10 protein-coding genes and 1 pseudogene are annotated in these 13,671 nt (G+C 59.8%); 6 read left to right on the top strand and 5 right to left on the bottom strand.

Annotation, left to right across the window (positions count from 1 at the left end):
* Nucleotides 1-24 precede the first annotated feature (24 nt).
* The gene (gene yihA / locus DW112_RS02235; protein ID WP_055252447.1) at nt 25-615 is read left to right on the top strand and encodes a ribosome biogenesis GTP-binding protein YihA/YsxC; all 591 of its coding nucleotides are present in this window, start codon (nt 25-27) and stop codon (nt 613-615) included.
* Nucleotides 616-871: 256 nt separating this feature from the next.
* Here the strand turns inward: yihA and thrB are convergent, their stop codons facing one another.
* On the bottom strand, nt 872-1,753 hold the full coding sequence (gene thrB / locus DW112_RS02230) for a homoserine kinase (RefSeq protein ID WP_118328245.1): 882 nt from the start codon (nt 1,751-1,753) through the stop codon (nt 872-874).
* A gap of 207 nt (nt 1,754-1,960) precedes the next feature.
* Complete coding sequence (thrC, locus tag DW112_RS02225) at nt 1,961-3,478, bottom strand: threonine synthase (protein WP_118328244.1); 1,518 nt, start codon at nt 3,476-3,478, stop codon at nt 1,961-1,963.
* Nucleotides 3,479-3,581: 103 nt separating this feature from the next.
* Between thrC and DW112_RS02220 the strand changes: the two genes are divergently transcribed.
* The 3 genes from DW112_RS02220 (at nt 3,582) to DW112_RS02210 (ending at nt 7,491) form a co-directional block, all read left to right on the top strand.
* Complete coding sequence (locus DW112_RS02220; protein WP_118328243.1) at nt 3,582-4,970, top strand: aspartate kinase; 1,389 nt, start codon at nt 3,582-3,584, stop codon at nt 4,968-4,970.
* A gap of 173 nt (nt 4,971-5,143) precedes the next feature.
* Nucleotides 5,144-6,169, top strand: coding sequence for an aspartate-semialdehyde dehydrogenase (locus DW112_RS02215; protein ID WP_118328242.1), 1,026 nt, complete (start codon nt 5,144-5,146; stop codon nt 6,167-6,169).
* Nucleotides 6,170-6,912: 743 nt separating this feature from the next.
* Entirely contained in the window at nt 6,913-7,491 is a 579-nt protein-coding gene (locus DW112_RS02210) for a methylated-DNA--[protein]-cysteine S-methyltransferase (protein ID WP_118328241.1), read from the top strand.
* A 206-nt stretch (nt 7,492-7,697) separates the two neighbouring features.
* Here DW112_RS02210 and DW112_RS02205 read toward each other — a convergent pair whose 3' ends face one another.
* Together DW112_RS02205 and DW112_RS02200 are read right to left on the bottom strand one after the other, a co-directional pair.
* A complete protein-coding gene (locus DW112_RS02205; RefSeq protein WP_118328307.1) occupies nt 7,698-8,933 on the bottom strand; it encodes a chloride channel protein in 1,236 nt (411 codons plus the stop codon).
* A 185-nt stretch (nt 8,934-9,118) separates the two neighbouring features.
* A complete protein-coding gene (locus DW112_RS02200) occupies nt 9,119-9,757 on the bottom strand; it encodes a GyrI-like domain-containing protein (RefSeq protein WP_118328240.1) in 639 nt (212 codons plus the stop codon).
* Nucleotides 9,758-10,028: 271 nt separating this feature from the next.
* Between DW112_RS02200 and DW112_RS02195 the strand changes: the two genes are divergently transcribed.
* Entirely contained in the window at nt 10,029-10,730 is a 702-nt protein-coding gene (locus DW112_RS02195; protein ID WP_118328239.1) for an ABC transporter ATP-binding protein, read from the top strand.
* 5 nt (nt 10,731-10,735) lie between these two features.
* Nucleotides 10,736-13,501 carry an FtsX-like permease family protein gene (locus DW112_RS02190; protein ID WP_233545840.1) on the top strand — a complete coding sequence of 922 codons (2,766 nt, stop codon included), beginning with the start codon at nt 10,736-10,738 and terminating at the stop codon, nt 13,499-13,501.
* Between the two features lie 62 nt (nt 13,502-13,563).
* On the opposite strand, the pseudogene DW112_RS02185 reads toward DW112_RS02190, so the two are convergent.
* Nucleotides 13,564-13,641, bottom strand: a pseudogene (locus DW112_RS02185) (helix-turn-helix domain-containing protein); the annotation flags it as partial.
* Nucleotides 13,642-13,671 lie beyond the last annotated feature (30 nt).

Below are 13,671 nucleotides of genomic sequence, written 5' to 3'. Positions count from 1 at the left end.
AGAACCTACGACCAAGGAGTGTCCATGGCCGATTCAATTAACTACCAGCTTGCCAAGTTCGTCGCCAGCTACGGCAAGGTTTCGCAGATTCCCGAGTCAACCTGTCCCGAGGTGAGCTTCGTCGGCCGCTCCAACGTGGGCAAGTCCTCCATCATGAACAAACTCTTTGGCCGCAAGAACCTGGTCAAGGTTTCGAGCACGCCGGGCAAGACGAGCAACATCAACTTTTTTGAGGCCGACGACGTGCATTTTGTGGACCTGCCGGGCTACGGTTTCGCCCGTCGTTCCAAGGCCGAGCGCGACCGCTGGGCCGAGCTCATTGGCGATTTCTTTGACTCCGAGCGCAGCTTTAACTTGGTCGTCTCTCTGGTGGATATCCGCCACGACCCCAGCAAGCTCGATCACGACATGATTGACTACCTGCAGGGCAACGAGTTCAACTTTATCGTCTGCCTCACCAAGGCCGACAAGCTCAGCCGCACCCAACAGGCCCGCCAGGCAGCAGCCATCAAAAAGCAGCTCAACGTCCCTGCCGAGAATGTGATCATCACGAGCTCCCAGACCGGCACCGGCATCGACGAGCTTAAGCGCCGCATTGCCGAGGCCTGCCTCTAGTGAGTGCCCCTTACCAGCAAGAGCCCCTGCCAATAAAAATCAACTATCAGCCTGGCGCCCCTTCAAAGCGTGGGTCCCTGTAGACATCCTCAGCAAGGTAGGCGCAGGGACGGTCGGGATATTCCCTCAAAATCATTCCGCAGCGCGAAGGCCCCTTGTCCGTCGCTCCGTAGGAGCAGGACAAGGGGCCTTCATGCGCGAGGACGATTTTGAGGGAATATCCCGACCGTCCCGGACAGGTATATGAGGAGGATGTCTACAGGTACTCGATTTGAGCGCCTTCCGTGTCGCACGTGAGGATATGCGTGTCGCACTTGGGGAACTGCTCGCGCAGCTTGACCTGCAGGAACTTTGCCACGATGGTGTCGTCGGTCACAGCCATGAGGGTCGAGCCCGAGCCGCTAATCCAGATGGTTTTAGCGCCGCCGTTAAGGCAGGTGTCGCGCACGGCGTTGTAGTCGGGAATCAGGCGGCGACGATAGGGCTCCTGAATGCGGTCGTCATTAGCGGCGGCAATCAGGTCAAGGTCGCTGGTCTCCAGGCCGCGCGTCATGCCGGCGATGCGGCCCATTTGCCATACGGCAGTGGAGAGTGGAATCTCCTGCGGCACGACCTTGCGCGCCTCGCTCGTATGTACCTCGTAGGGCGGAATCACGGTAATAAAACGCAAGCGATCGCTCACCTCGTAGCGCAGACATTGGGGGAGCGAATCGGTCGGCGTAAAGGAGCAGACGGCGCCGCCAAGGATGGCGGGAGCGACGTTATCAGGATGCCCCTCGACTTCGGTGGCAATGCGAACAAGCTCGGCACGGTCGACGGTGTGGCCCGTCAGTGCGGCGGCTGCCATGATGCCGGCGACGACGCAGGTGGAGCTGGAGCCCAGGCCGCGGGCGACGGGCACGTCGGTCTGGATGTCGATGGCAACGGGGAAGGCCGGCTCGCCCCATGCGGCCAGCGCATCGACAAAGCTCACATAGACCAGGTTATTCTCGTTTTGGAACTCCTTGGGGCAGCCCGTGATGGTGAGCTTGTCGGCGCGCTCGAAGGTGAAGTGCGAGTAGAGGCTGACGGCCATGCCGAGGGTGTCGTAGCCAATGCCTAGGTTTGCGCTGGTGGCGGGGACGGTGATCTTGATCATTGTTGTTGGTCCTCCTGGGGGTCGGTTTCACGCTTGCTCCGCTGCTCGGACAGTCCTGCTCGCACGAAGGCCACATTTAGTGGCCTTCGGCTCGTGCGGAACTCGCGACGGAGCAAGCGTGAAACCGACCTACGCCGTCTCCTCACCGCGCTGGGGAGCCAAATTAAAAGAAAGTGCGCCGGCTTTCGCCGGCGCCTTATATGGGGTTTAGTTGGTAGCCATCTTTTTTGCAGCCTGCTCTACGTAGTTGGCCATGTCGGCTACGTCGCAGACGTCTTCGAAGCGGACAGGCTTGGACTCAAGCTCGGCGAGTTGGACCGGGGCGACCGTGTTGGTGGCCTGCTCGAGTACACGCATAGCCTCAAAATCATCCTCGGGAACGTCGAGGCCCAGGGCGTCGCAGCAGGCGCGCGGGAACTTGTAGGGGCTGGCGGTCGAAAGCAGCACGCGAGCCTTGGCGCCCTCGGCGGGAGCGACCTTTTCAAAGACGTGATAGCCGCAAGCGGTGTGCGGGTCGATCACGTAGCCGTTGGCGTCCCAGCAACTCTTGATGGCAGCGCGGACCTCGTCCTCGCTGGCCCAGCCGCAGCCAAAGACGCTCTGAATCTTGGCCAGCAGCTCGGCGGGTACCTCGTAGCGACCGGTCTGTGCCAACTGCTCCATAAGGCCGGCAACGAGTTCGCAGTCGCCATCGGACAGGAAGTACAGCATGCGCTCCAGGTTAGAGCTGATGAGGATGTCCATCGACGGCGAGATGGTCGTGAAGAACGGGCGGTTACGGTCGTAGACGCCGGTGGTCAGGAAGTCGGCAAGCACGTTGTTCTTGTCGCTCGCGACGATGAGCTTGGCGACGGGCAGGCCCATGCGCTTGGCGTAGTAGCCGGCCAAGATATCGCCAAAGTTGCCGGTGGGCACACAGAACTCTACGGCGTCGCCAGCCTCGATAGCGCCGGCGCGCAGCAGCTGCGCATAGGCGGCAAAGTAGTAGACGACCTGCGGCACCAGACGGCCGACGTTGATGGAGTTGGCGCTCGAAAGCACCGTGCCGGCGGCCTCAAGACGCTCGGCAAGCTCCTTATCGGCAAAGATGCGCTTGACGGCACTCTGGGCATCGTCAAAGTTGCCGCGGATGCCGCAGACGGCGACGTTATCGCCCTCCTGCGTGGACATCTGCAGGTTCTGGACGCGGCTGACCTTGCCCTCGGGATAAAAGACGGTAATGCCCGTGCCCGGAGCATCGGCAAAACCAGCGAGTGCGGCCTTGCCCGTGTCGCCCGACGTGGCGGTGACGATCATGATGCGCTCGGCGCCGCCGTCTTTGGCGGAGGTGCGGGCCATCAGGCGGGGGAGCATCTGCAGGGCGACGTCCTTAAAGGCGCTCGTGGGGCCGCCAAAGAGCTCCATCACATAGGTTTGCGGGGCGTCGGCGCCCGGTGCGGCGTCGAGTTTGACGAGCGGCGTGACCTCTTCGCTCGCGAACGTGCCGCGATATGCCTCGTCGACACACGCCGAAATTTCTTCGGCCGTGTAATCATTCAGTAACATTCCCAACACATCTTGAGCGATTTCAAAGTACGATTTATCTGCAAGCGAGCTGATATCGACCTGCTGGGTGCCGAGCTCGTCCGAGACAAACAAACCCCCGTCGGGAGCGATGCCGGTACGGATTGCCACCTTACTTGAGCACGATAAAGTGCGTCCTCGTGTACTATGATAAGTTCCCATATAACACTGCTCCTCGGATGCCTTGGTCCCAATCGGTGAAACCATGGTATCAGAGCGCGCAAAACAGGTTTGCAGAGGCTTTTAGAAAGGTAACCTCAAGCCCATGATTAAGATTGCCAAGTTTGGCGGCTCGTCGGTCGCCGACGCCGAACACTTCAAGAAGATTAAGGCCATCGTCGATGCCGACCCTGCCCGCCGTTTTGTGGTGGTTTCCGCCTGCGGCCGCCGCTTTAAGGGCGACACCAAGGTGACCGACCTGCTCTACCTGGTTAACGCGCACGTTAAGTATCACGTTTCGTGCGAGGAACTGCTCGAGGACATTGGCCAGCGCTATTTTGATATCGCTGACGAGCTGGAGCTCACCTATCCCATCCGCGAGGAGTTCGCGGCCTTTGCCGAGCGCGCCCGCTCGGGCGGCTACTCTACCGAGGAGCTCGTGAGCCGTGGCGAGTACTTCACCGCTCGTCTGATGGCCGAGTACCTGGGTCTGCCGTTCCTGGATGCCGCGACGGTCGTGGCGTTCCATCACGATGGTACGCTCAGTATGAATCGCACCTCCGAGCTGGTGCAGGAGTACGGCCAGCAGGGCGGCTTTGTTATGCCCGGTTTCTACGGCGCGACGCGTGAGGGCCAGATCAAGCTGCTCGACCGTGGCGGCGGCGATATTTCCGGCTCGATTCTGGCCAAGTGCCTGGGCGCCGATCTGTACGAGAACTGGACCGACGTCTCGGGCTTCTATTCTGCCGATCCGCGTATTGTTCCCGAGGCTCAGCCCATTGCGCGCGTTACCTACGAGGAGCTGCGCGAGCTTTCGTACATGGGCGCAAGCGTCCTGCACGAGGAGGCCGTGTTCCCCGTGCGCGAGGCGGGTATTCCGCTGGTCATCAAGAACACCAATGCGCCGCAGGACCCCGGCACCATCATTAGCGAGACGGCTGATGAGGGCGAGGCAGAACCCATCATTACCGGCGTGACCGGCAAGCGCGGTTTTGTCGCCATCAACGTGGCCCGCGACCGCACCAAGCCGCGCGTCGGCTTTATGCGCCGCGCGCTTTCGGTGTTCGAGCGCTATGACGTCTCCGTCGAGCACATGCCCACCGGCGTCGACCGCTTTGGCGCCGTGGTGCAGGAGCAGGACGTTCACGATTCGCTGTACTCGCTCGTGGGCGACATTCAGCAGGAGGTCGAGCCGCTCGAGATTGAGGTTGTCGAGGGCTTGGCGCTCATCGCGACCGTCGGCCGTAACCTGCGCGGCCGTGCTGGTATTTCCGGCCACCTGTTTGGCATGCTCGGTCAGGCTGGCGTGAGCGTGCGCATGATTTCGCAGAGCTGCGATGAGATCAACATCATCATCGGCGTCGAGGAGAAGGACTTTGACCTGGCGATTCAGACCATCTACCGAGCCTTCTCCGACGAAAACGGCATTGTGAAGGTCTCCGACCTGGAGGCTCCTGCGCCGGGCGAGCCTGCCCTGGCCGCGCTCCACAAGTAGTTTCCATCCCGGTAGATTTTTAGGATGTCCCAAAAATCTACTGCTGGGCGTTTCGTTTCGGTTTCGTTTCGACGGGGCGGGTTTTGTATCCGCCCCGTTCTTGTATAAACTGGGCAAGAATATCCGGCCTGCTTGGCGTGCGGGCGATAGCCACAACCTTTAAAGGGGGAAGCATGAAACAGTACACGGTTGCTATTTTGGGCGCGACGGGAGCCGTGGGCACCCAGATGCTCGAGTGCCTCAACGAGCAGGAGTTTCCGGTCGGTAAGCTCAAGCTGCTGGCGAGCGCGCGCTCTGCGGGCAAGACCGTTGAGTTCCGCGGCGAGCAGGTTGTGATCGAAGAGGCTTGCCCCGAGGCCTTTGAGGGCTGCGACATCGTACTCGGCGCTGCCGGCGACGATATCGCCAAGGATCTGCTGCCCGAGGCCGTCAAGCGCGGCGCCGTCGTGGTCGACAACAGCCATGCCTTCCGTCTGGATCCCGAGGTGCCGCTGGTCGTGCCCGAGATTAACGCCGATGACATTAAGTGGCACCACGGCCTGATCGCCAACCCCAACTGCGCGACCATCATCGGTTTGGTTCCCACCTGGCCGCTGCATCAGCTCGCCGGCGTGAAGCGCATGATCGTGTCCACGTATCAGGCAGCTTCGGGCGCTGGCGCTCCCGGTATGGCCGAGCTCGAGGCTCAGCTGGCCGCCCTGGGCCGTGGCGAAGAGATTCCCGAGCCGCGCGCTTTTGCCGCCCAGTTGGCGAGCAACCTGATTCCGCAGATTGGCGGCGTCAAGGAGGAGGGCTTTACTTCCGAGGAAATGAAGCTGCAAAACGAGGGCCGCAAGATCATGCATCTACCCGAGCTGCGCGTGAACTGCACCTGCGTGCGCGTGCCCGTGCTGCGTTCGCACTCCGAGAGCATTACGCTCGAGTTTGAGCGCGACATTACGGTCGAGGAGGCCCGTGCTGCGCTGGCTGCCGCTCCCGGCGTCAAGCTGGTTGACGACATGAGCGCCGAGGATGCACACGACCGCTTCCCCATGCCGATGGATACGTCCGACCAGGACCTGATTTGGGTCGGCCGCGTGCGTCGCGACATCTCGAACCCCGAGGCCGCGCGCGGTATCACCTTCTGGTGCTGCGGCGACCAAATCCGTAAGGGCGCGGCAACCAACGCCGTTCAGATCGCTAAGCTGCTCTGCGAGTAGTGTGACCTGTCCGGCGGGGGCCGGGCTTGGTTTTCAGAACGTCCTCGACCATGTGCGGCGCCTTGTCCTGCTCCTTCGGAGCCGCGGACAAGGCGCCGCACTGGTCTGCGGAGTGTTCTGAAAACCAAGCCCGGCCCCCGCCTGCGGTGACGTTGTTGCGAGCGGCCTGCGATGGGGCCGTTGTTGGTTGGGGCCGCTGGGCTGATGTGGGGGCGCGTGGCTGTTGCGGGCCCTGGTCCCGGCGGCGGCCTCGGCGCTTTGCGCCTGCCGCCTTGGGGGACTTTGGGGCGCGGCCGGCAGCTGCGGCGCGTTGCGCCTGCTGCCTGCGGGGACTTTGGGGTCGTGCGGCAGCTGTGGCGCTGTCGCGCCTGCTGCCTTGGGTGACTTTGGGGTTGGTGCGAATCGAAGGTGAATGGTTTCCCGGGATGTGAACGACCTATTTTGGACCCTTGAAGCATCGGCATATTTTGGCCGCCATTTCCTGCGGTTTTATCGCATGAATCCTGCTGTTTTGCAATCAAAAAATGCGGATGCTTCGGGGCCCTATTTTTACTCGTTCACTTCTCGGAAAACCATTCACCTTCGTTTTTGCCGGACATCGTTTTGGGCATTGCGACTCGGTGTCGGCTGATATTGAGAGGGAAAACGCCCTCCCTTGGACAATCGGGTCTGTCCGGACGTATCTGCGGGGTTGTCTGCACAGTTCGCGGTATTATGTTGCGGAGTTTTGAAAGGAGCCGCCGGTGGTCACGACGACATTTGCTTCGCCTTTGGGCGAAATCTTGCTTGCCGCTGATGGCCGCGGTTTGACGGGGCTTTGGTTTGAGGGGCAGGAGCACTTTGGCTCTACGCTGCTCAAAGAAGATGCGGAGCACGTTGAAGGCGCCGATGCGGTTTCCGGTACCGGTGGGATGTCTTCGGTGAGTCCGGCAAATGGCGCGGCTTCTTCGGTGCTTGAGCGTTCTTGGGCTTGGCTGAATGCTTATTTTGCGGGGCAGGAGCCTCGGTTTACGCCGCCGTTGCATTTGATCGGTACGGCGTTCCAGCGTGAGGTTTGGTTTGAGCTGCTTTCAATTCCGCGTGGCGAGGTCGTTACGTATGGCGAGATCGCCCAGCGTGTTGCGGCTCGACATCGTGTGCCGGGAAACGAGGCACCCGTTGTGTCTCCCCGTGCTGTGGGGGCTGCGGTCGCTCGCAACCCTATTTCGATTATCGTGCCGTGCCATCGCGTGGTGGCAGCCGACGGATCGCTCAACGGATATGCCGGCGGCCTCGACCGCAAGGAGTGGCTGCTTCGGCTTGAGGGCGCGTACGAGGAATAACGCCAGGACACTTTGCATAGCCAAGACGCCGTGAAAGAACGGGACGCGCTTTTCGAATGGAAGCTCAGACGGAAACCACGTCCCGGAATTCCGTTTTAACGCGGGATGCGCTTTCCGAATGGCTTCCCAAGCGGAAACCGTGTCCCGGAATACAGCCTCAGAGTGGGACGCCGTTTCCGGTTGAGGCCACCTGCTTGGACATCTTCCTACACCCGCTCCTGCAGGGCGTAGATCGATTTGTCCATGTTGAACAGATAAGCCACAACGCAGACGATGAAGAACGCCGGCAGATTACCGAAACCGAAGACCTCGCAGCCAATGAGGATCGGCGCGAGTAGCGTGTTGGTGGCGCTGCCAAAGACGGCTGCGTAGCCCAGCGCGGCGCAAAGCTCGATGGGCATGCCGAGAATCCCGGCGATCACGACACCCAGGCTTGCTCCGATGGAGAACAGCGGCGTCACCTCACCACCTTGATATCCTGCGGCAAGCGTGGCGATGGTGAGTACGAATTTGAGCGCCCAGTCCCAAGGCATGATCGACGCCTCGCCGTTGTCACCCAGTGCCGCGGATATCAGGTTGGTGCCAAGGCCGCAGTATCGCCCCTGCCACAGCGCGAACAGAATCGCCGACAGCGCAAGGCCCATAACGGCAACGCGTATGTAAGGGCTGGGGAGCAGCCGCGCTGCAAGGGTCTTGGCATGGGCAAGGCACCAGGCAAAAGCTCCACCTACCATACCAAACGCGATACCCAACAGCGCCAGTCGTCCAAGACCGGGGAGGTCGAGCGCATACGAGGCGGTAATGGCGACCTCGAACTTCTCGAGTCCCAGAGCGCCGGAGGTCATGCTTGCGGCAAGCGAAGCCGTAAGCGCGGGAAACAGCGCGCGGTATTCCATGCGTCCTGCGACCAGTACTTCGATCGCAAAGACCGTGGCGGCGAGGGGCGTTCGGAAGAGTCCGGCAAAGCCGGCGGCCATGCCGATAAGCAAAAACGTGTTGCCGGGGTCTCGGAAAGGTAGACGTCGGCCGATCCAATGCGAGACGGTTGCGCCGATCTGCACGGCTACGCCTTCTCGTCCCGCGCTGCCGCCAAAGAGATGCGTGGCCCACGTGCTCAGCATAATGAGCGGCACCAAACGTGGGGAGATGGCGTCCTCGCGTCCGTGGCCTACGTCGAACACCAGACTCATGCCGCGGTCGGTGCCCTTGCCCCAGGTGCGGTAGGCAAACACGATGGCAAGGCCCGCAAGAGCGAGAAAGGGGAGCAGCAACGCGACGTGCGAGTCCCGGAAGGCGCCAATTGCCAGGAGCACACGACCAAAAAGGGCACAGATGGCGCCAACGATAACGCCGATAGGGATTCCGACGGCGCCCATGAGCACGAGACCGCTATAGGTGTTGACCAGGCGTTTAATCCTGCTCGATGCGCTGCTTTCTGACATTTTGCTTTCCGACACTTGCTCTCTTGATAGAAAAAGAGCTGGAGTTGCGCATCGTTGAGAGGCTTTCCAGCTTTAGCAAAACAAACTTATAAGATGCGACGGGCCGCGTCAAGATAATTACCGGACGGCCTAGGAGGCGGCTGGTTGGCTGGCTTAAAACCTAGCGCGTGAAATGACGCCCCACGCTATTCAGCGCGCTTGATAGGATGACGAACCACGGTCTTAAGTTTCTCCGGTGCGCATTTGCGTGGATCGGAGAGATAGATTTCGTGATGTAAACGGGTGTCTGAGAAGTCGGGAACATAGCCCAGCTCGGTCGTGTATTCATGCATAGCGTCTACGGTCGCCGGTTCGTTGTCGTAGGGCCCGGTGTGCATACATTGAACGCAGAGACCCTCGTCAACTTTAAGCAGTTCGACGGCGGAAAAGTCCAGTTTCTTTTTGGTCGTGGCTTCCGCGACTGCCCAGCCAAAGTCATCTCGGGTGACGAAATCGGGCAGGCGGATGCACGAGATAAAGTTGAAATTGTCCTTGCGTACATAATCGATGTCGCCGCTCGGGGACTCTTGCCACCAGAAACCCTCGAGCGGCGGTACCACAAAGTCGAAATAGCCCTCGATACTCTTTGAGCCTTTCTTCGACATCTTGACGGTATAGGCGATGCCGTAAAGTAGCGGCAGGGCGTTTTGATACTCGCCACCTTCGGTATTTGGGTCACCCTTTCCGCGAACGGCAACGTAGCTCATAGGCGGGACAGTTACGATACTCGGCTTGCTTGCAGGTTTGTAGAGCTCCTTGCATTCCTTCTTAAAGTCGAACGCCATGTTGGCCGCCTTTCTGCGTATTGGCCTGCTTAGATAGTTGAATCATATCATAGAAACGAACAACTGTTCGAATGATTTGGCTGACAGATTGAGATGCGTGCGTTGTGTTTGGCGGTCGGCCTGACCCCGTTGATGATTTCTCGGCCTCCCCGGCGCCCTATCTATAGCTGCCGTTTCCCCATATAAAACCTGCCAAAATAAACCTGTCCCTTTTTGGTAGGTGGGAAATGGGTAATACTAAAGAGTTATCCGACCAGATGGGAATTAATCGATGGCCTATATCGAATTCAAAGACGTCATCAAGGCATACGGCGAGGGCGATGCCCGCATCCACGCGCTCGACGGCGCGAGCTTTACCGTTGAGCGTGGCGAGCTTGCCATTATCTTGGGCGCTTCGGGCGCCGGTAAAACCACGGCGCTCAACATTCTGGGTGGCATGGATACGGCGACTTCCGGCACCGTGACGGTGGACGGGCGCGATGTGAGCTCCGCTAACGAGGCGCAGCTCGTGGAATACCGCCGCGCCGACGTCGGCTTTGTCTTCCAGTTCTACAATCTGGTCCCCAACCTGACGGCGCTCGAAAATGTTGAGCTTGCGGCGCAAATCTGCCCCGATTCGCTCGATGCCGAGCAAACGCTTTGCCAGGTTGGCCTGGGCGACCGCCTTGCTAACTTCCCCGCGCAGCTATCGGGCGGCGAGCAGCAGCGTGTGTCCATTGCCCGCGCGCTGGCCAAAAACCCCAAGCTGCTTCTATGCGACGAGCCCACGGGCGCCCTCGACTACAAAACCGGCAAGCAGATCTTGCAGCTGCTGCAGGACACCTGTCGCAAGCAGGGCATTACGGTCATTATCATCACCCACAACTCTGCGCTGGCGCCCATGGCCGATCGCCTGATCCGCTTTAAGAGCGGCCGCGTGGAGAGCGAGACGGTCCAGCAAAATCCTGTGCCTATCGAGACGATCGAGTGGTAGCGCCCATGAATCAGGACCGCCAAAACAGTCAACGCCGCGACGCGCAGAACACGGAGCGCGAGCAGGATTTTACGACCTACCGTACCGCCCAAAGCTCAAACGATATGGTGCCGACGGTTTTTCGCCGTGGCATCTACCGCACGATTCGCGGCAGCCTCAAACGCTTCTTGTCTATCGTTGTGATCACCGCGCTTGGCGTGAGCGTGATGTGCGGCCTTAAGGCGGGCTGCGAGGACCTGTGTGATTCGGTCGACGCCTATTTTGACCAGCAGAATGTCTATGACATCAACGTGCAGTCGACCTATGGTCTGACCGATGACGATCTTGCCGCGATCCAAGAGGTCGATGGCGTCGAGACGGCCGAGGGCATCTATACCGAGACCGCCTATACCGCCGTGGGTACGACGCGCGAGCGTGTCGTCGTACAGAGCCTCTCCAAAGAGAATATTGACCAACCGGTGCTAGTACGCGGCGAGCTGCCCGAGACTTCGGGCGAAGTGGCAGTGACCTCACGTTTTTTGAAGGCTTCGGGCAAGAAAATCGGCGATACGGTGAGTTTTGCCGCCAACGATGCGAGCTCGTCGAACCAAAGCGCCAAGGACCAGTTTGCCGATGGGGACTACACCATCACGGCCGAGGTTCTCGATCCTACCGACGTGAGCTCCGACTCGACAGTCAACGCCTTTCGCGCTGCTTCGACTGCGGACTACAAGTTCTACGTGAGCGAGGATGCCGCGACATCTTCTTCCTACTCCGCTGTCCACGTGGTCGTCGAGGGAGCCAAGAGCCTCAACTCCTATTCGGATGCCTACTCGGCAAAGATCAATGAGGTCAAGGGCAATATTGAGAAGATCCGCGAGGGGCGTGAGAAGGCGCGCGCTCAGGAGCTGACGGTCGACACACCGGCGAGCTTGGACGCGGCTGAGCGTCAGGCGAATATGGTCTTTGGGATCGAGCAGGACAACATCAATCGCATGGCCGAGGGCAGCGACGAGCGTGCGCAGGCGCAAGCCGACCTGGACCAGCGCCGCGCCGCCGCCGACCAGCAGTTTGCCGATGCCCGCGCCGAGCTTTCCGATTTGGGTGAATGCACGTGGTACATCCAGGACCGCGGCAATATCGCAAGCTACTCGAGCGTCGAGAGCGATAGCTCGTCAATTGAGGCCATCGCCACGGTGTTCCCGTTCATCTTCTTTATCGTCGCCGTGCTCATCAGCCTCACCACCGCCACACGTATGGTCGAGGAGGAGCGCACGCTCATTGGTCTGTACAAGGCGCTCGGCTATTCGCGCGGGCGTATCCTGTCCAAATATGTGGACTACTCGCTGTGGGCGTGTCTGATTGGCGGCGTACTCGGCAACATCATCGGATTTGTGGGCCTGCCGCTGTTCCTGTTTACGGTCTTCGACGACATGTACTCGCTGCCCCAGATGCTGCTTTCGTACGACATTGTGTCGTCGCTCGTGTCGGTGGCGCTGTTTGCCGTGGGCGTGGTGGGCGCCACGATTATCGCCTGCCGCCACGAGATGGCCGAGACCCCAGCCTCGCTCATGCGCCCCAAGGCCCCGCGCGCCGGCTCGCGCATCTTGCTCGAGCACATCGGCTTTATCTGGCGCCGCATGGGCTTTTTGAACAAGGTGGCAGCGCGTAACCTGTTCCGCTACAAAAAGCGCGCCTTTATGACCATCTTTGGCATCGCGGGCTGTACGGCGCTTGTGATTTGCGGTATGGGCATCCGTGATACGTCGGTCGCGCTTTCGCCCAAGCAGTACGGACATATCACGCGTTATGACCTGCTGGCGGTCGCCAACCCCGACGACTTTACGCAGGCGTGCGCGGCGCTCGATGAGCGCAGTGCGGCCAATGATTCCAACGTGACGGTGACCTCGACCCTGCCGATTATGACCGACAACGTCACCTTTACGTTTGGCGGCAAGAGCGAGACCGTGCAGCTCATCGTGGTGCCCGATGACCGCACGGGTGACTTGGGCGATTACGTGCGCCTTGAGGATGAGTCCAAAGAACCGCTCGCCCTGCGTGACGGGGATGTGTATTTGAGCAAGAGCTCTCAGCTGGTGCTGGGGATCAAACCGGGTGATACGGCGCACGTCCAGGATTCGTCGCTCAATGTTGCCAAGGTCAAAGTCAGCGACATCTCGCTCAACTATCTGGGCAACACGCTTTACATGACGCAGGGCACCTATGAGCGCGCGTTCGGTCGAAGCGCACACCTCAACGGCATCCTTGCGCTGCTTAAGGGTTCGTCGACCGATCAGATTGCGTTTACCAACCGTCTTAAGAGCGATGGTTGGATTACGTTGTCGAGTACCGCCGAGCATTGGGAAAACTATGAGGCAAACTTTACGATTATCAATTCGGTCGTGGTGCTTGTGACCTTTATGGCGGCGTGCCTGTCGTTTGTGGTGGTGTTTACGCTGTCTAATACGAATATTTCGGAGCGCGAACGCGAGCTAGCGACCATCAAGGTACTGGGCTTTCGCCGTGGCGAGGTGCACCATTACGTCAACAAGGAGACGTTGATTCTTACGGCGATTGGAGCCGCACTGGGCGTACCGCTGGGCGGCTTGCTGGCCGAGAGCTTTACCTACATTTTGCAAATGCCGTCGCTGTACTTTGACGTTGAGGTCGAGCCTCTGAGCTACGTGCTGTCCGTTTTGCTTGCCTTTGCCTTTACGTTTATCGTCAACCTCGCTACCAATCGCACCCTCAATAAGATCGACATGGTCGGCGCCCTCAAGAGCGCCGAGTAACCTGCCAAAAAGGGATAGGTTTATTTTGGCAGGTTTTATCTGGGCAAACGCCGGACAACCATTGTCGCTGCCACAATGACAGGATAAGGAACAAGGGCATTTTCCGGGTAGCCGGGTTCGTTACCATTCGTCCCATTCATCAGCATTTTCCTCCAGATATTTTCTTAATT

This window comes from Collinsella sp. AM09-41 (genome assembly GCF_003473245.1).
Classification (GTDB): Bacteria; Actinomycetota; Coriobacteriia; order Coriobacteriales; family Coriobacteriaceae; genus Collinsella.
This window is presented reverse-complemented; position numbering and strand designations above follow the sequence as displayed.

Coding starts and splice junctions, on each gene's coding strand:
- yihA (WP_055252447.1), top strand. CDS start 25: ATGGCCGATTCAATTAACTACCAGCTTGCCAAGTTCGTCGCCAGCTAC.
- thrB (WP_118328245.1), bottom strand. CDS start 1,753: ATGATCAAGATCACCGTCCCCGCCACCAGCGCAAACCTAGGCATTGGC.
- thrC (WP_118328244.1), bottom strand. CDS start 3,478: ATGGGAACTTATCATAGTACACGAGGACGCACTTTATCGTGCTCAAGT.
- DW112_RS02220 (WP_118328243.1), top strand. CDS start 3,582: ATGATTAAGATTGCCAAGTTTGGCGGCTCGTCGGTCGCCGACGCCGAA.
- DW112_RS02215 (WP_118328242.1), top strand. CDS start 5,144: ATGAAACAGTACACGGTTGCTATTTTGGGCGCGACGGGAGCCGTGGGC.
- DW112_RS02205 (WP_118328307.1), bottom strand. CDS start 8,933: ATGTCAGAAAGCAGCGCATCGAGCAGGATTAAACGCCTGGTCAACACC.
- DW112_RS02200 (WP_118328240.1), bottom strand. CDS start 9,757: ATGGCGTTCGACTTTAAGAAGGAATGCAAGGAGCTCTACAAACCTGCA.
- DW112_RS02195 (WP_118328239.1), top strand. CDS start 10,029: ATGGCCTATATCGAATTCAAAGACGTCATCAAGGCATACGGCGAGGGC.
- DW112_RS02190 (WP_233545840.1), top strand. CDS start 10,736: ATGAATCAGGACCGCCAAAACAGTCAACGCCGCGACGCGCAGAACACG.